The organism is Ruminococcus flavefaciens MA2007, assembly GCF_000621845.1.
Lineage (GTDB): Bacteria > Bacillota > Clostridia > Oscillospirales > Ruminococcaceae > Ruminococcus > Ruminococcus flavefaciens_E.
Genome location: NZ_JHXF01000006.1, coordinates 1 through 16,926, shown reverse-complemented (window position 1 = coordinate 16,926; position 16,926 = coordinate 1). Strand labels below are relative to the sequence as shown.

Sequence of the window (16,926 nt, the reverse complement as noted above, 5' to 3'; positions counted from 1 at the left end):
TCAAATGCCTTTTACAGAGTCGCGGAGCTTCAGCTCGGGAGTAAATATGATGTCTCCGTTGTCCGAAGGATAGGAGTTTATCATATCTATGAGCTTTTCCGCAGCCGCTTCGCCAAGTCTGCGCTGAGGGTGAGCCACTGAGGTCAGCGGCACATCGCATATGGAAGCGTATTTTGAATCGTCTATGCCCACGACTGAGAGGTCGTCGGGGACGCTTATGTCGCGCTCCTTGCAGAATTGGAGCAGCTTGATAGCTATGTTGTCATTGTAGCAGACAAACGCTGTAGATTCGCTGATAAGCTCCAGCAGTCTGTTGCTGCCCGATGTGAAAACAGAGCTTTTATCCGAGGTTGCAAACCACAGAACGTTGTCCTCTGCGTTTCTCTGTCCGTGGGCGATACAGCTCTTTGTGAAGCCGCTGTAGCGCTTATGTCCCTGTATATCGTCAAGGGCGAAAATACCCGCAACACGCCTGTGTCCCTGAGAAAAAAGATAATCAGTAGCTATCCTGCCTGCGGCTTCGTCGTCCATTGCAACGCAGGGATAGTCCGACCACGGGTACTTGGCGTTGAAGAACACCACGGGGATATTCTTTCGTCTTAGCTCCTCATACAGTGCTGTATTTGGATTCGGCAGGGCGCTCTTTGAGGGCTCGACGATAAGTCCCTGAACTCCGCCCGATATCATGCTCTGGAGAGCCTGCTGCTCCTCAGCTACCTTATTATGAGTAATGGCGAGCTGCATGGAAAAGCCCGAATCGTTGAGGACGCTTTCGATACCCGTTACAATATGGGGAAAGATGTAATCGGTGAAATATGTGGATATTACGCCGATATTCCTTATCTGACCGACTGCGTCGCCCTGTGCATAGCCCGATGATACAAAGGCTCCGCTGCCTCTTACACGGCTGATGACGTTCTCGTTTTCGAGGCACATAAGCGCCTGTCTGACGGTCTGTCGGCTGACGCCGTGTATCTCGCAGAGCTCCTTTTCGGTGAGGAAACGGTCCTTGGGCTTCAATTTATGAGAGCTTATGAAGTTCTTGGACCACTCCACTATCGTCATATATTTATAGTCTTCCATAGATTCCTCCGAAGGGATTCCGATAATATCGGATTTTTCTTCATAATAACACAATTGTACAGATTTGTAAATACAACTTTCAAAATCTGTTCACAATTTTGTATGTACAGACAAAACAGTCTTTCCCTCTTTGTGCAACACGACAACTATAAGAATACAACTTCTTCTGCGGAACAATACAACTTGAAAAAACGAGCACAAAAAGCTCCTTTCATATATACCTCGGAACGCGGCTTTTTTCAACACGGACAGGTTGAATTTCAAAAAAGTTTTTTCGATGTTCTCTGAAATACACAAAAAGAAGCCGCACCGAACAGGCAATTTCATTAAGTAAAAAAGGCATAAAGAGCGCGTCTTTATGCCTTTTACATATGTAGGGAACGGCGTCCCATTAATTCGACGGAACCGACGTACTGCCGAGGACGCCAGCCCCTGCAAGCTTAGTTCTTAGTTCTCCTGATATCCTGATAGAAAAGTCCGTGCTGTGTGCAGTACCATATCAATCTTCCCGAACGGTAAAAGGGCAGTGTTACCTGCAAATTCCACTCGGGATACTGCTTGAACATCATGGCGGAGCTGTCCGTCACATACGCCACAAAGGAGATATAGTGCTCCTTTTTCATTTCATGGTCCGAAGATATGAACCACTCGCCGCCTAAATCCTCGGTTTTCAGCATATCAGCTCCCTCAGCTTTTACAGGCTCAAGGGCAGTGAGCTTGTTTCCGCAGCAGGTCACAGCCGCCTCGGAGGTTGCCGTGATGATGTTACCGCACTCCTTACACACATAAAATTTCAGCTTTTTCATATTTCCTTTCTCGCTTTCATTTTTATTTATGCTGCCCGACAGCAAAGTCTGCACGTCCGTACCGAATACAGCGGATAGCTCTGCAAGCAGGGATACGTCGGGACAGCCGTTGCCGCATTCCCATTTTGATACCGCCTTGTCGCTGACGCATAGTGTCTCAGCAAGCTGCTTCTGCGTCATTCCCGAATCCAGTCGAAGCTGTCTGATAAGGGCTCCTGTTTTTATCTGATCCATGATAATCACCTCTGCCGTAGTCTGTTCTATGCTTTAATTGTAGCGTGACAGCGGGAAAAAGTCAATCTACGCTCCGTAGATAAAACAAGGCGGTGATATTTCACCGCCTTAGTTGAGAGTTGAGAATTGAGAGTTGAAAGTTATGGAGCCGCCTGCGGCGGCATTATATTGTGAGCAGAGCGAACACATAAACTCTCGGCTTTTATACGCATAATTATTCAGCTTCGCGGAAGAAAAGTCCCTCGGCGCTGACAAGCTGTGAGATAAGCTCCGCGGCTTCGCCCTGTGCATTGTAAACCGCCATATACAGGTCATCGCTGTTGAGCGTAAGCAGTATCTCATGCTCGGGAAGAAGTATGTTCACATAGTCGACACCGCCGCTGAAACAGCTGTACAGAAGCGTGACAAACTCCGATACATCAGGATCTTTCACGGAATTATCCGCTGTAACTGCGGTCATGTCGTAATAACAGTAAAGCTTTAAAATTATATTTGTGAGCTTGCGGTCAAGGTCAGCCCTGTTTTGCTGAAAGTATTTCTCTGCGGCGAAATATCGGTCATCAGCTTTCTGCGGAACTCTCCTCGGGAAGATATCTATAAGGTGTGGTTTTTTATTCAGAAGCTCTTCAATAAGCGGATATATATTCATTTTTGCACTCCTTTTCCTGCGCTTTTTCACTTATAACATTATACTCCGCCATGGATAAAATTTCAATACTTCTGTGATATTACAAAAAGCTTATTGTTTTGTGAATAATGTGTAAAAATTTTTGATTCCGTTGACATTTGTTTGTCACCATGGTACAATTACAGTAGGATATTATTGGAAAGGTTGTAATAAAATATGGAGAAAACAAAAATTATTGAAGAACTCAAGCAAAAAAACGAGATACAACCTACAGAATTTGACGGAACTTACAGCTCGGTGTACGAAGCCGTAGAGTGCTACGCAAAGCTGAAAAAAACCGCTCTCATAGACTATAAGGACCTCGACCTGCTGTACTATCTCTCGCTGGGATTCTGGACAGGCGATAAAAACGAGCTGAAACAGCATATCCAGAACAGCCACCTGCTCCACATAGACAAGCATATGCTTTATGAGACTGTCGAAAAAATATGGAACAAGGGCGCAAGAATGCTGTTCACTCACCTTGTGGACCAAAACGAGATGAGCTTCCTTACAAAACCCGTTACGTTCAAGAACTCGCTTATTGCCGAAAAGCCCGAAGCGATACAGTTCTTTTTCAAGATGTGCATAAACATATCAGGACTGGAAAACGACGGCAAGGTTCTTGATACTGCACATAAAATGCTCAATCCCCTGATAAAGGAATCGGGAATGCCTGTTTTCGCTTTTTCGAGGATACTTCACTGCCTTAAACCTGCTACTTTCCCGATACTCGGCGAAAGCCTGACCAATTCTATGGTTTTCAGGGAGATAGGTGTAGGAATAAAGAATGTTGACGATATTTCCCATTATATCTTCAACTGCCGAAAGATAATAGATTATCGCAATTCTCATTTCAAGTTCAAGAATATGAGGATATTCGATGTCATGTCATGGAAGCTGCTGGCTGAGTTCAAAACCGAGACTGAAAACAAGTCCGATACTGACCTTACACGCCGTCAGCATTCAAAGTCCGAAGTTTCGCTGAATCAGATACTGTACGGACCTCCGGGCACAGGTAAGACATATAATGTTGTCAAGTACGCAGTACAGCTCATAGAGGGCAAAAAGAACGACGACGAGCCTTATTCCGCTATAAAGGAAAGATACGAAAAGTATGCCAGTTCAGGTCAGATAAAGTTCACTACTTTCCATCAGGCTTACAGCTATGAGGAATTTGTTGAAGGTATCCGCCCTGTTGTAGTTGACAGATACGGCAACGATACCTCTGTTGCGCATGAGGATACCACAGTTATCTACAGACCGTTCAACGGCGTTTTCAAGTCTCTCTGCGAAAAGGCTTCAAAGAGCCCTCATATGAAGTTCGTTTCTATCATAGACGAGATAAACCGAGGCAATATCTCAAGGATATTCGGTGAGCTCATCACCCTTATCGAGAACACAAAGCGCGGAAGCTCGGTAATCCTGCCCTATTCGCAGTCAGATTTCTTCGTGCCGTCAAATGTGTATATACTGGGCACTATGAATACTGCCGACCGTTCTATCGCTATGCTGGACACCGCTCTGAGAAGACGTTTTGACTTCGTTGAGATGATGCCTATGCCCTCACTGCTGGGCGAATGCGGCGGTGTTGACCTGTGCGAGCTTCTCACTGCGCTGAATGAGCGTATCGAGTATTACTACGACCGTGAACACGCTATCGGTCATGCTTATTTCATGAACGCCGACGGCTGTATAAAGACTCTCGACGAGCTGAAAGAGGTCTTTGCTACAAAGATAATCCCCCTGCTTCAGGAGTACTTCTTCGATGACTATGAAAGAATAAAGCTGGTGCTCAACGATGACAATACCTTCATCGAATGCATTACTCCGAAATACATCAAGAAATTCGATTCGGGACAGAAACTTTACCGCCTCGGCAAGCCCGAAAACTGGAGCAAGGAGCACTTCATAAGGATATACAAGGATATTTCATGATGAACGGAGAACATAATGTATACCAGACATATTTGCGTATCAGCCAACGAAAAGATAGCGGACATTTCAGCAAAAAACGGCGAGCTGGGCATGATGCTCGGCGAGTTTGCGGAGGTCTGCAGGGCTGACAGCAGAAAAGCTGTCTCTGCGGCTGAAAAAAACGGAAATAAATATATCACAGCAGGCTCCTACTGCGGCTTTATCTGCCTTGCCGACGGGACTCTAATCGAGATACTCCCCCATTCCGAGGGCGGCACTGAAAGCGCAAGAAAAGCACTCTGCGAGGAGTTCTGCGACAGGTGCGGATACGAATTCCGTCCCATGAGCTTCGATCCCGATATGAACTTTTTTGAGTACTTCGTTTCCGTGTTTGCAGGAGAGACAATGAAGATAATCAAAAGCGGCGTTCTCTCCGCCTATGCCAGCCGCGAGGAAAATCTGAACTCTGTTCAGGGCACTATCCTGTTTTCCGAGAATATACGCAGAAATCTCGTTCACCGCGAGCGCGTTTTCGTGCGGCATGAAGTGTTTACTCCCGACCGCGCCGAAAACCGCATTATAAAAGCGGCGGCGGCAAAGCTCATAAAGCTCACCGCAAACCCAAACAGCTCCCATATTCTCAAGGAGTCGCTTTCCTATCTCGAAGAAGCCCGTACTCCCCTCAATATAGCCGCGGAGTTCAGCAAATGCATCAATACCAGAAATACCAAGAAGTACAACACGGTACTCGATATTTGCAGAATGCTCTTTGATAAAAAAGAGGGTACTGCCTTTTCGGGAAAATATGTGCTCTGCGCTCAGCTTTACCAAATGGAGGAGGCAGAAGCGGCGGTGTCCGAGCAAAAGTCAGCAGAAGCACCCGAAGCCGCTGAAAAAACAGCTCCGAAGCCTGCTCCCCAGAAAAAGAAAACTAAAACAACAAGGAGAAGAAAATAAAACATTCAAAGCCGCAGATATACTGCGGCTTTTTTGCTGCGTGAACATTTCAACATTTCTTTTGTATATTTTCAACTATATGTTGACAAATCTGTTGAAATATGATATAATAAATACATAGTAAACAAGGCTTTTCAGCTTAGATGAGGTGATTCAGATGTTCATTGGATAACATATCCCGATATTAGTGTACAAACTCCCCGAACATGGCTATTTCAAGCCTATAAGAAGGAGGATCCGTTATGTGTGCAGCTGTTTTTGATTATAATGACAATGATTTTATAACAACGTTCGACGGTAAAATGGGCGTTGACTCCAAAGGCAACTTAATGCGCCGATTAGATGATTATGTTGCCCTTGATATGAATTCAGGCAAGTTTCACTATACATCTCCGTGGACGGAAGATGATGATAATAAATAGTATTGATATAAAAAGGCTGGAACTATAACCGTAATACTCATATAGAAGCTTATAGTTAATTATGGGGGAAACCTTTCTGAGGAAAGGTTCTCCCCCATCCCCCTTTCCAAAGACTTTTATCTGGTTTTTTCTCAGATAGGGCGCTCCTGCATTTTGCAGGACTTTTTTATTTTATAAAGCGCTCTATCTGAGAAAAAACAAAACGAAAGTTTTAGGGAGAGAGTTTGAGAGTGACTCCCCGCAGTGCGGGGAGATGTCACGCAGTGACAGAGGGGACGTCCTCCGTAAGAGAAGCCCCTTTTTCAAAAGGGGTTCTCTCAATAATAAGCATAAAACTTCTTTATACGTACTACGGTTAATACTTCCAGCCTTTTGTTTTTTGCATAAATGAATTGACTTTTCTTGCAGAAGTGCTATAATTGAAACAGACAGTTATTTTTAACGGAAGGAATGATACATCATGGATAAAACAATAAACGCAGTACCCGACGGAATAACAGCGGCAGAAGTCGGCGATTCCGTCTGCGAGCTTGGGAATATAGTTCCCGACCGTACAGAGGATTATGATATAGTAGTCGTAGGCGCAGGAGCTTCGGGAGTCCCTGCGGCAGGCTGGGCGGCTGAGCTTGGAGCAAAGACTGCCCTGCTGCAAAAGGAATCAACTGTAATTTCTCAGGGCAACTGCGGCTCTGCCATAATAAAGTCACGCTCCACCGAAGCAGGCATTGCCAAGTGGATACACCACACCAACAGTCTATGCGACTGGAGAGCCGATACAAAACAGCTCCGCGCATACGCCGAGTATTCCGAAGAGGCTATGATGTGGTTCCTCAACCGTGCAGGTCTCACAAAGGAGACTGAGTACGGCGACGGCAGCAGGGTTGACAACAACGCCGAGAGCGCAAAGCTCCTCAACGACGGGGACAAGCTCTGCGCTTTCAGAAGCACCAGCGGCGACTTCACAGGCGTATGGAAGGACCGCATGAACAGCTACGATTACGGCGACGACCACTGCTATTTCTGGGCTCCGTGGATAGGTCCGAAGCCTCTCAACGTGGGAAATGCTCTCCACAACGCCCTCAATAACATCATGGAAAAGCACAGTGATCTCCACGCATATTTCTCAACTCCTGCGGTAAAGCTTATCATGAACGACAAGCGTGTAACAGGCGTTATCGCCAAGGACAAGGACGGCAAGTATATACAGTTCAACGCTTCAAAGGCGGTCATTCTCGCTACGGGAGACTACACCAACAACGCCGCTATGGTAAAGCGCTGGTGTCCCGACATCGCGGAATTTGACAAAAAGCAGTTCGGCAAGACAGGCGACGGTCATATCCTTGCCATAAGCGCAGGTGCGAAAATGGAAAACCTCGGCCACACAAAGATGATGCATGATTTCGATTCCGCTCTCATGTTCGAGGAGCCCTTCCTCTATCTGAATATGAACGGAGAGCGCTTCACCAACGAGTACACGGGCTTTGTGTACATGGGCAACCTGCTGAAATATCAGCCGAAATTCAAGGGCTCTATGCTGGACGCCGACCACAAGGACGGCTCAAAGGGCTGGTACTGCACGATATACGACAGCGATTACGTGAACTGGGATAAGGACAGCTTTGTGGACGGCTGTGTTCCGCCCTTTGTTATGGAGAAGTTCATTCCCGGAGCTGTAGAGGAGCCACAGGGCGTTTTCAAGAACCTCATCGACCTCCACAGGTGCGATACTCTTGAGGAACTGGCAAAGGAACTGGGTATCCCCTACGACAAGATGAAAGCTTCCATTGACCGCTACAATGAGCTCTGCGAAAAGGGCGTGGATACGGACTTCGGCAAGCCTGCGAAGTATATGCACAAGATAGAAAAGGCTCCTTTCTGGGGCGCAAGAAAGCATATCCGCGTATCTGCTGAGGTCTCGGGAGTCATCACCAACGAGAACGCTCAGGCTCTTGACTCCGACGGCAAGCCTATCGAGGGACTTTACTGTGCAGGAAATCTGGGCGGTCCCTTCTACGGCGGAGCCGATTATCCATTCCACCAGACAGGTCTTTCCCTCGGACGCTGCTATACATTCGGCATGATAGCCGCCAAGCACGCTTTGGGTATGCTGCGCTGATAAGAATTGCGGAAACCGAACAGAAGCGCTTCATTTGATATAATAAACACAAAAAACAGCCGCGCAGTCCATAACCATGATACTCATATAGAAGTTTTATAATTATTATTGAGAGAACCCCTTTTGAAAAAGGGGCTTCTCTCAAACTCTCTCCCTAAAACTTTCGTTTTGTTTTTTCTCAGATAGGGCGCTCCTGCATTTTGCAGGACTTTTTTATTTTATGAAGCGCCCTATCTGAGAAAAAACCAGATAAAAGTCTTTGGAAAGGGGTATGGGGGTGACTCCCCGCAGTGCGGGGAGATGTCCGCAGGACAGAGGGGCGCGCCTCCGTCAGAGGAACCTTTCCTCAGAAAGGTTTCCCCCATAATTAACTATAAGCTTCTATACAAGTGTTGCGGTTAAACCGTGTGGCTGTTTTTGTATATATGCGCTGCAATACAGAGCTCATTACCGTACAGACATTTTTATCCTGTCTTTTCCCTGTAGCCTTTTTCCATAATGCGGTACGCGGAGAGATCGACTGTTTCCGAATGCTTCGGCTGTTCGCCGCGCCTGAATATCCAGTTGGTCCCAATAGGCATATTCAGTATCTTTTGCAGCGGCTGGTTGCATCTTTCGGAAATCATTCTGGCTGTTTCGACGTCATTTCCGCCCATATAGACTATGGTATCGCAATTGTCAATAATAGTATGGGAGCTTTCGCCGTAGCCCTGTTTCAGCTGCGCTTCGGACTGCAATATGAGCGTTGCCGATATATCCCTTGAACGGATATTTGATATCATGTTCTCGAAGCCGTGGATACGGCAGTTAGTGCCAAAATCGTCAAGTATAAACCTGACGGGTACAGGCAGGCGGCTGTCTTTACACTCATAATCTGCATAATTACAAAGCTCATTCATTGCCTGACTGTAGAAAATATTTGCAAGAAGATCCTTTGAACGATCGGTATCGCTGATACCAAGAAATACTATCGTTTTTTCCTGTCCAATAGTTTTGAAATCAATGGTATTAAAACCGGAAGTCATTGATTTGAGTCCCTTTGAAGCAAAAGGTCCGAGCATTGCCTGTATAGTTATAATTATACAAGCCAGAGTACGCGGAGGTGTTGCCTTGAACTTAAGATACTGGTCATACGCCCAACTATTCTCGAACATTCTTTGATACCTTGCTGCATGGCGCACAAATATCTTGTTGAGTTCTGAATTATTAAGGGCGAAAGTATCCTCATCTTCAAAATCGATTTTTGTAAGCAGTTCGGAAATACTGTTAATGGAGCTCAAAACCTCATAGCAATTTTCCATTACAAGCCCTATGAGAGATTTCAGCAGCAGTTCCGCTGCTCTGTCCCAGAAAGGATCCTTTGAATTCATAACCCCGCCGTATCCGAGGTTAACTATTTGTGTTGCCAGTTTGCAGGCATCATCTGAATTATGTACATAGCACAGCGGATTATATCTGTCCGAGCATTCGGGGCGGATAAGGTCTATATGTATTACCTTATATCCGTTTTTTCTCATGAGGTCTGCATATCTGGTATACAGATTGCCCTTAGGATCGGAAACGATATAGCTGTTTACGGCAGACAGGATATTCGGGATAACGAAGCTTCGCGTCTTGCCTGCACCCGAAGCTCCGAATATGGATATGTTGTTGTTCCGTCTGGTTTTTATGCTGTTCATATCAAACAGTTCACCATTTGGAAGAATGCCATATCCATGACAATGTGCTGCAAATAGCTTATTTTTATTTGAATTGTTCGCCATTTCTCATGCCTCCATCAGAATATACTTCTTATTTCGTCGCAAATCCCGAATTTGACAGCTTCTTCCGATGTCATGAAGTTGTCTTCAAGAGTTGCCTTGTTTATCTCGTTAACGCTTCTGCCTGTATGCTCAGCCAGAATTTTATTGAGCACAGCCTTCGTTTCAAGAATACCTTGAGCTGTTTTTTCGATAGATGTAGCAGAACCGCCAAAGCCGCTGCTTATAAGAGGTTCATGTATCATTACCTGCGAATGCGGAAGAATAAAACGCCTGCCCTTTTGTCCTGCCGCAAGAATGAACGCCGCCATGCTTGCAGCAAGCCCTGTACAGTACATAGTTATCTTGTATTTATAGGACCTCAGGACATCGTATATCATTAGTCCGGCAGAAACCTCTCCGCCGGGGCTGTCGATGATAATTTCTGCATCTTTCTTTTCTTCCGCGAGCACAAGCATTGCCGATATGAAATCAACAGCCATTCTGTGGTCTATCGGTCCTACAAGAAACAGCCTTCCATTTTTGAATTGCTGTGTTATAATATCTGTGTCTCTGCTTCCTCTGCATTCTTCGACTATTACACTTTTGGGAAGCATATTGTTTGAATTGTATGTATCTGCCATAGTGATACCTTTTCCTTTCTTATCCGTTTGTTTTTGCGAATGGATTTTTGTAACAAGGTCGGAGATGATCCCTGCACCTGTTAAGAGAAATCAATAGCTTTAGTTCGTTATATCGCCCTCCTCTGCTGATAAAAACAGAATGAATAATACCGACTTATTCATTGCTTTACTCACTCCGCTTTTACTAAACACTGAACCTGTAAGTATTAAGACCGTTTTTTCTGTATTTTTATTATACCATACCCATTTATACATTTGATTCCATAATCTGCAACTATATGGAACAAAAAACCGCTGCTAAAAAGCAGCGGTTTTTTATCAGATACACTTATCGTGATCAGAGTATTTTATCCAGTTGATGAATCTTTTGTAATTGATATTACCAATGTCTATTTGTTCCTTGATCTTGCGTTCAATAGGAGTGCTCGGGAAATCAGCAGCCACAGCACGTATAAACTGGTACAGATCAGCCCTTGGAAGTTCAAGACCAAAGCTGATTATCAGCATACGGTTTCTTTTATACGTAGTTGTCTCACCAACCTTGATGCGGCATATCGTCGATTTGGAGCAATCCGATAATCGGGCAAGCTTTTCTTCCGTTACGACCTTCAGTTCGTCGATATACCTGTTCATGTAATTGGTAACGGTATACTTATTCAACGGGAACTGCGGCTCTTCTTCGCTTATGCAGAACTTTTCCAGATCATTCGCACCAAGTTCCAGCAAAGAGTTATAAAGCATAGAACGCGGCTGTGCGGAATAATACTTATAAAGCTCCTTGATGATCTTAAAACGGACTTCGCTCACCGATCTTCCCTTGAAATGTCTGATAGAATCATCAGGGAACGGATAGTTGCAGCATAACAGCACCTCGTCCTCGTCAGGGCATGGTTCAATATGTCCACGAACACTTGGCAGATCCAGACCGTGCCAGATGTTGGGCAGACGTGTCCAGCGGGACATATCATGTGCCCGTTCAAATTCTGCCGCTTTCATTTCAAGAGCTGCCTTTTCTGCTCCTGAAATTACATAATACTCGCCTGTTTCCTGATCATAATAACAGATCCTATGAACACCGTTTTTATTCTGTTGATTTGAATTGTTCATACCGTAATCATCTATCATATCACGGCACCTCCCTCTGCTTATGCAATACAATACTTCCGAACCTTCCATAACGAACGCGGAATAATTCGGGCTATGCATCACACTTTTTTCATGTTGTCTTTTTTTGTTTTTTCTCCGTTATATATATGTTCAGGCAGTAATCAGATGTCGGTATTTTATCTTAATAATATAGGCTGACTATAGTTTGTCTTTTACAGAAAAAAACACATATTTTTCACGGTCTCGATCTTACTCCTTCAGATCAGCAGTATCGACCTTTCCTCGTTCCGATCAGTGCTTATGTCGGAATTGCTTGATACATTGGAAATATTTTTCGGTTCCTAACACCATGATCTTTATGAAGTTTTTCTTACAGTATTAACTATATCAAAAATGATTAAAAAACGCAATAAACTTTATAAAAATTTGGTGTTTTACATAAACAAAAAAACCTATTTTTTAACGGAATGCACAATGACTTATCTTTTGTATAATTATATGAAAAACAGTTTGTGAACAAATCATGAATTACATAACAAGTCATTCAACAATGATGCTATGCATCACAACTTCACGGGAAATGCAAAGATATCCACTGTATCGGCAAAAATGATATCATTGATAATATTTTTCTCATAAGTTATCAAGCTCTATATTATAATTGATTTAACATTAGAGTTGTCAGTCACGGCACAAGCCAAAAATCGCCTTCTACTTGTCATATATATTAACATTAATGCTGACATCAAAATTGCAATGCCTTATATAGTTGTTTTAATGCGCACATGATTTTTTGAAAAAGCTATTGACAAATGGAAAATCATGTTATATAATGCTAATTGTAAGTGAACATCGTTCACTAAAAGGAGGTGCAAAATGCCGAGAAACAAAACCGAAGCACATGAAAAAATCATAGCGGCGGCAGTCAGTGAATTTATGGAGTACGGCTTTGAAAATGCATCTATGCGCAGGATTGCTTCAGAAGTCGGGCTGACTGTGGGAGCGCTTTACAGGCATTTTCCAAACAAAGAGGAGATGTTTGCGGCGCTTGTAGAACCAACGATAAACAAGCTTATGGCAAAGTATCAGGAGTTCTGCGAACAGGGCTATGAGGTCATGAAATGCGGCGATGTTCAGCAGCTCTGGAACGAGAGCGAAAGCGAGACAAAATGGCTGATGAGCTTTATTTACGACCATTTTGATATTTTCAGACTGCTGGTCTGCCGTTCTCAGGGAACAAGATTTGAGAGCTTTGTTCACGATATGGCGCTGCTGGAGGAACGCTCTACCCTTGACTACTTCGAGCGCATGAAGCAGTACGATATGACCGTCAACGAGCTTTCAAAGCAGGAGTTCCATATGCTGGTGACAGCTAATGTCTCGGCACTGTTCGAGGCGGTGATACACGGTTTCAGCCGTGAAGAAGCAATGCATTACGCTGAGACTCTCGACGCTTTTTTTTCGGCAGGCTGGAAAAAAATACTCGGCATATAACGCCGAATATTTTTTAGCATACTGTTAGTTTATACTAATATTTTAGGAGGATAATTTATGGAAAAACAACAGCGGAAACGCTCCACTCTCAGTTGGGTGGCTGAATTTGCAGGGCAAAAGAGACCGAATTATATACTAAGCGTCCTGCTTGCGATGATAAAGGTCGTCTGCGGTATCATGCCATATGTGTATATGGCGGACATCGTGGATAAGCTTCTGAAAATGCACAGCGGTGCTCTGGAAAAGGATATGAGCCTGCTGACCGCAAGCATTGTGAAAATGGCTGTGTTCTGGCTTATCTGCCGCATATGTCATGCGATATCCACAACCCTTTCTCATGCGGCGACCTTTGAAGTCCTCGCAAATATACGCCGTCAGCTCACCGAAAAGCTGTCAAAGCTGCCCCTCGGCTCGGTGCTTTCCCAGTCCAGCGGTACATACAAGAACATCATCTGCGAGCGCGTGGACTCCATTGAAACTACCCTTGCCCACATCATTCCCGAGGTGCTGTCCAATGCTTTTGTGCCTGTGGCGCTCATAATATATATGATGACCATAAACTGGAAGCTGACGCTCATTTCTCTGGTATGCGTACCCGTTGGAGCGGCATTCTTCATGCTGATGATGGTAGGCGGTCAGGAGAGCTACAACAACTGCGTTACCAAGACAAAACGCCTGAATGATACCGCTGTCGAGTACATCAACGGTATCGAAGTCATCAAGGCTTTCGGCAAATCCAAAACTTCCTATGAAAAATTCGTCATTGCCGCAAAGGAAGGCGCTGACTGCTTCATCGACTGGATGAGAAGATGTAATCTGTGGCAGAATATCTCCCTGCTGATAATGCCCTATTTTCTGCTGGGACTGCTGCCATTCGGCGCTATGTTCTATATGAAAGGCAGCATTTCCGGCTCCGACCTGCTAATGCTGATTATCCTTTCTCTCGGCTTGGTATCGCCGTTTATGACTATCGCCTCTTACTGGGACGGCATTGCAAAAATGGGAACTGTTATCGGTGAAGCTACGGAAATTCTTGAGCGTGAGGAGCTTATCCGTCCCGATACTATGACAGAAAAGCCAAGCGGTACGGATATCGTTCTCAAAGATGTTCATTTCGGCTATAAGGATGAGGAGATACTCCACGGTATTGATCTGAACATCAGACAGGGAACGGTCAATGCACTTGTTGGTCCTTCGGGCTCGGGTAAGTCCACTATTGCAAAGCTTATTGCTTCATTCTGGGACGTTGACAGCGGCAGTATCACCTTCGGCGGAGTTGATATCCGCAAGATACCCCTTACCGAGTACAACCGCAATATCGCCTATGTTTCGCAGGATAACTACCTCTTTGATGAGACCATAATGGACAATATCCGTATGGGCAGTCCGAATGCAAGCGATGATGACGTTATCAACGCGGCAAAAGCCTGCGGCTGTCACGACTTCATCATACAGCTCGAACACGGTTATAATACAGTTGTCGGCGGTGCAGGCGGACATCTTTCGGGCGGCGAAAGGCAGCGTATCTCTATTGCAAGAGCCATGCTGAAAAACGCTCCCGTCGTTATCCTTGACGAGGCAACTGCTTACACTGATCCCGAGAACGAGGCTCTTGTGCAGTCCTCTGTTGCGAAGCTGGTACAGGGAAAAACTCTGCTCGTTATCGCGCACAGACTGTCAACTATCGCTTCTGCCGACCAGATAATACTGATAAACGACGGCAAGGTGGAAGCTGTTGGAACACAGCAGGAGCTTCTGAATAAATCGCCGCTGTACACGCAGATGTGGAACGCTCACATGGCAGTAAGGGAGGGAGCATAATGTTTACTACACTCAAAAAATTCTTTGATTTCTGCAACGTTGAGGACAGGAAAAAGCTGTACACTGCAATAGGTCTCGGCGTTGTAAGGGCGATATTCGCGGCTCTGCGAATTTCGGCGATAGGCGTTGTTATCATGGGCATACTCGATGATAATATGTCAGATAAGCATATATGGACAGCCATTGCCATACTTGCGGCTTCGGTGCTGGGACAGCTTCTTATCAATCTGAAAACTACCATGCTCCAGACAGAAGCAGGCTACAATTCCTGCTCCCACAAGCGAATCGAAATCGCGGAGCACCTGCGCTATCTGCCTATGGGCTATTTCAACGACAACAGTCTCGGACATATCACCAGCGTTACGACCAACACAATGGAAAATCTGGCGGACGTTGCAACAAGAGTTGTAATGCTCACTACACAGGGCATACTTACTACTTTTGTCATCACAGCTTTCGTTTTCATCTTTGACTGGCGCATAGGACTTCTCCTCACAACAGGCATTGCTGTTTATGCGCTCGTCAATGCGGCTATGCAGAAAAAGACTCGCAGGGGCGCTCCTATACAGCAGAAAGCCAACAGAGACGTTGTAGCCGCTGTTATCGAGTTCATTCAGGGCATAAGCAGAAAACAAAAAATAGTCACAGGAGCACAAAAGATCCTGCGACTATTTTTATGTGTATAATGCGAGATTCAGCCCAAAAGGTATTGAGAAACCGTGCGGAGAAGCCAATCAGTCAATACATCTGATATCGGGCATTTTGTACCCATAATTATTATTTAAAAGCATATCTCAACAGTGAATATGCCGCTGTCAAGTTTTGCAATAACATTCCAATTCATTCTGCTACACAGAAGCTTTATCACGTACAGACCAAGTCCCGAGCCGCCTGCCGTTCTTGAATCCATGCGGTAGAATGGCTCGAAAACTCTGCTGACATCTACATTTGAGCTGTCTGCAAGAGTGTTGGATACGGATAATGTAATTCGTTTATCATCGCGCTTCAGCGAAACTCCGAAGCTGTCCGCGGTGTACTTTTGCGCATTGGACATGAGATTGCTGAGTATCCTTGTCAGGCAGTGCACGTCAGCCTGCACTATGATACCATCGGGAACATCAAAGTTCGCGGTGATGTTCCTTTCGGATATCCAGCCATGCTGTTCAAGCAATGCTTCTGTGAGAACATTGCTGAGATTGATGTCTTCAAGGCTGAGATTTTCATTACTGTTTTCGGTCTTAGTGACCTCAAAAAACTCGTCTGAAAGCTCTTTCAGGTATTTGTTTTTCTGCATAGCGACAGCAAGGTATTCTACACTTTTGTCAGATAATTCTCCGCTTTTCTCTATCATTTGAAGATAGCCGAGTGAAGCCGTCAGCGGTGTACGAAAATCGTGGGAGATGCCCGAAATGACCGTACCGAGCTGCTGTTTACGCTGCTCATATTCCACGCCGAGCTGCCGCTGTATGTCGGTATGCTCGTTGACCTTGACTGCAAGTTCAACTAAATCCTTATCAAAATCAGTTACTTTCATAGGCTGTCTGTAATCGGTGCTTTTCAGCTTGTCAAGTTCCTGTGAAAAGTGACGGATATTGCGTTTCAGCGAGATATATTTCCATAACAGGACACACAAAATGACAAGAAGGCACACACAGATTGTTCCGAGCAGAATTTTCATAGCGTGTACCTCCTTTTTAGTTCATATTATTATACGTGACCGCCGATGGTAGTCCTTACGTACCACTTTTTCTTATATGATGTATAGGCGAGCCAGTACATCAGCGCCGCTTCGATGACAAAGCCGATGAGCGCCTTTATTATCAGGTCGCTGTCGAGCATACCGTTTGCCACAAGGGTGCATTCCGTTGACGGGAACCATTTGAATACCGAGATGATACCGCCTGTCATGTCGAAGACTT

General features: G+C 45.0%; 15 protein-coding genes. 7 read left to right on the top strand and 8 right to left on the bottom strand.

Annotated features, from left to right (window positions below):
* The 3 genes from T497_RS0101840 to T497_RS0101830 all read right to left on the bottom strand — a co-directional run bounded on the left by T497_RS0101840 (window position 1) and on the right by T497_RS0101830 (window position 2,772).
* A complete protein-coding gene (locus T497_RS0101840; RefSeq protein WP_028514145.1) occupies window positions 1-1,083 on the bottom strand; it encodes a GntR family transcriptional regulator in 1,083 nt (360 codons plus the stop codon).
* A 440-nt stretch (window positions 1,084-1,523) separates the two neighbouring features.
* The gene (locus tag T497_RS0101835; protein WP_028514144.1) at window positions 1,524-2,123 is read right to left on the bottom strand and encodes a helix-turn-helix domain-containing protein; all 600 of its coding nucleotides are present in this window, start codon (window positions 2,121-2,123) and stop codon (window positions 1,524-1,526) included.
* Window positions 2,124-2,337: 214 nt separating this feature from the next.
* The gene (locus T497_RS0101830; protein WP_028514143.1) at window positions 2,338-2,772 is read right to left on the bottom strand and encodes a hypothetical protein; all 435 of its coding nucleotides are present in this window, start codon (window positions 2,770-2,772) and stop codon (window positions 2,338-2,340) included.
* A gap of 195 nt (window positions 2,773-2,967) precedes the next feature.
* On the opposite strand from T497_RS0101830, the gene T497_RS18205 reads away from it, so the two are divergent.
* The 4 genes from T497_RS18205 (at window position 2,968) to T497_RS15525 (ending at window position 8,202) form a co-directional block, all read left to right on the top strand.
* The gene (locus T497_RS18205; RefSeq protein WP_051530457.1) at window positions 2,968-4,728 is read left to right on the top strand and encodes an McrB family protein; all 1,761 of its coding nucleotides are present in this window, start codon (window positions 2,968-2,970) and stop codon (window positions 4,726-4,728) included.
* 15 nt (window positions 4,729-4,743) lie between these two features.
* Window positions 4,744-5,664: a 5-methylcytosine restriction system specificity protein McrC gene (locus T497_RS0101820; RefSeq protein ID WP_028514142.1), complete on the top strand. Its 921-nt coding sequence runs from the start codon at window positions 4,744-4,746 to the stop codon at window positions 5,662-5,664.
* A 242-nt stretch (window positions 5,665-5,906) separates the two neighbouring features.
* Window positions 5,907-6,086: a hypothetical protein gene (locus T497_RS0101815; RefSeq protein WP_028514141.1), complete on the top strand. Its 180-nt coding sequence runs from the start codon at window positions 5,907-5,909 to the stop codon at window positions 6,084-6,086.
* A gap of 460 nt (window positions 6,087-6,546) precedes the next feature.
* A complete protein-coding gene (locus T497_RS15525; protein ID WP_051530455.1) occupies window positions 6,547-8,202 on the top strand; it encodes an FAD-dependent oxidoreductase in 1,656 nt (551 codons plus the stop codon).
* 464 nt (window positions 8,203-8,666) lie between these two features.
* Here the strand turns inward: T497_RS15525 and T497_RS0101805 are convergent, their stop codons facing one another.
* The 3 genes from T497_RS0101805 to T497_RS0101795 all read right to left on the bottom strand — a co-directional run bounded on the left by T497_RS0101805 (window position 8,667) and on the right by T497_RS0101795 (window position 11,710).
* The gene (locus tag T497_RS0101805) at window positions 8,667-9,965 is read right to left on the bottom strand and encodes a VirD4-like conjugal transfer protein, CD1115 family (protein ID WP_028514140.1); all 1,299 of its coding nucleotides are present in this window, start codon (window positions 9,963-9,965) and stop codon (window positions 8,667-8,669) included.
* 14 nt (window positions 9,966-9,979) lie between these two features.
* The gene (locus T497_RS0101800; protein WP_028514139.1) at window positions 9,980-10,585 is read right to left on the bottom strand and encodes a ClpP family protease; all 606 of its coding nucleotides are present in this window, start codon (window positions 10,583-10,585) and stop codon (window positions 9,980-9,982) included.
* Window positions 10,586-10,903: 318 nt separating this feature from the next.
* Entirely contained in the window at window positions 10,904-11,710 is an 807-nt protein-coding gene (locus T497_RS0101795; RefSeq protein WP_028514138.1) for a hypothetical protein, read from the bottom strand.
* Window positions 11,711-12,568: 858 nt separating this feature from the next.
* On the opposite strand from T497_RS0101795, the gene T497_RS0101790 reads away from it, so the two are divergent.
* The 3 genes from T497_RS0101790 to T497_RS15520 are packed head-to-tail and all read left to right on the top strand — an operon-like array spanning window position 12,569 to window position 15,693.
* Complete coding sequence (locus tag T497_RS0101790; RefSeq protein ID WP_028514137.1) at window positions 12,569-13,186, top strand: TetR/AcrR family transcriptional regulator; 618 nt, start codon at window positions 12,569-12,571, stop codon at window positions 13,184-13,186.
* 57 nt (window positions 13,187-13,243) lie between these two features.
* Complete coding sequence (locus T497_RS0101785; RefSeq protein ID WP_028514136.1) at window positions 13,244-15,007, top strand: ABC transporter ATP-binding protein; 1,764 nt, start codon at window positions 13,244-13,246, stop codon at window positions 15,005-15,007.
* Window positions 15,007-15,693, top strand: coding sequence for an ABC transporter transmembrane domain-containing protein (locus T497_RS15520; RefSeq protein ID WP_242839955.1), 687 nt, complete (start codon window positions 15,007-15,009; stop codon window positions 15,691-15,693). The genes T497_RS0101785 and T497_RS15520 overlap by 1 nt, the downstream gene beginning before the upstream one ends.
* A gap of 95 nt (window positions 15,694-15,788) precedes the next feature.
* On the opposite strand, the gene T497_RS0101775 is transcribed toward T497_RS15520, so the two are convergent.
* Together T497_RS0101775 and T497_RS18445 are read right to left on the bottom strand one after the other, a co-directional pair.
* A complete protein-coding gene (locus tag T497_RS0101775; protein WP_028514135.1) occupies window positions 15,789-16,685 on the bottom strand; it encodes a sensor histidine kinase in 897 nt (298 codons plus the stop codon).
* A 29-nt stretch (window positions 16,686-16,714) separates the two neighbouring features.
* A partial coding sequence (locus T497_RS18445) for a hypothetical protein (protein WP_037324273.1) occupies window positions 16,715-16,926 on the bottom strand: 212 nt, incomplete at its 5' end.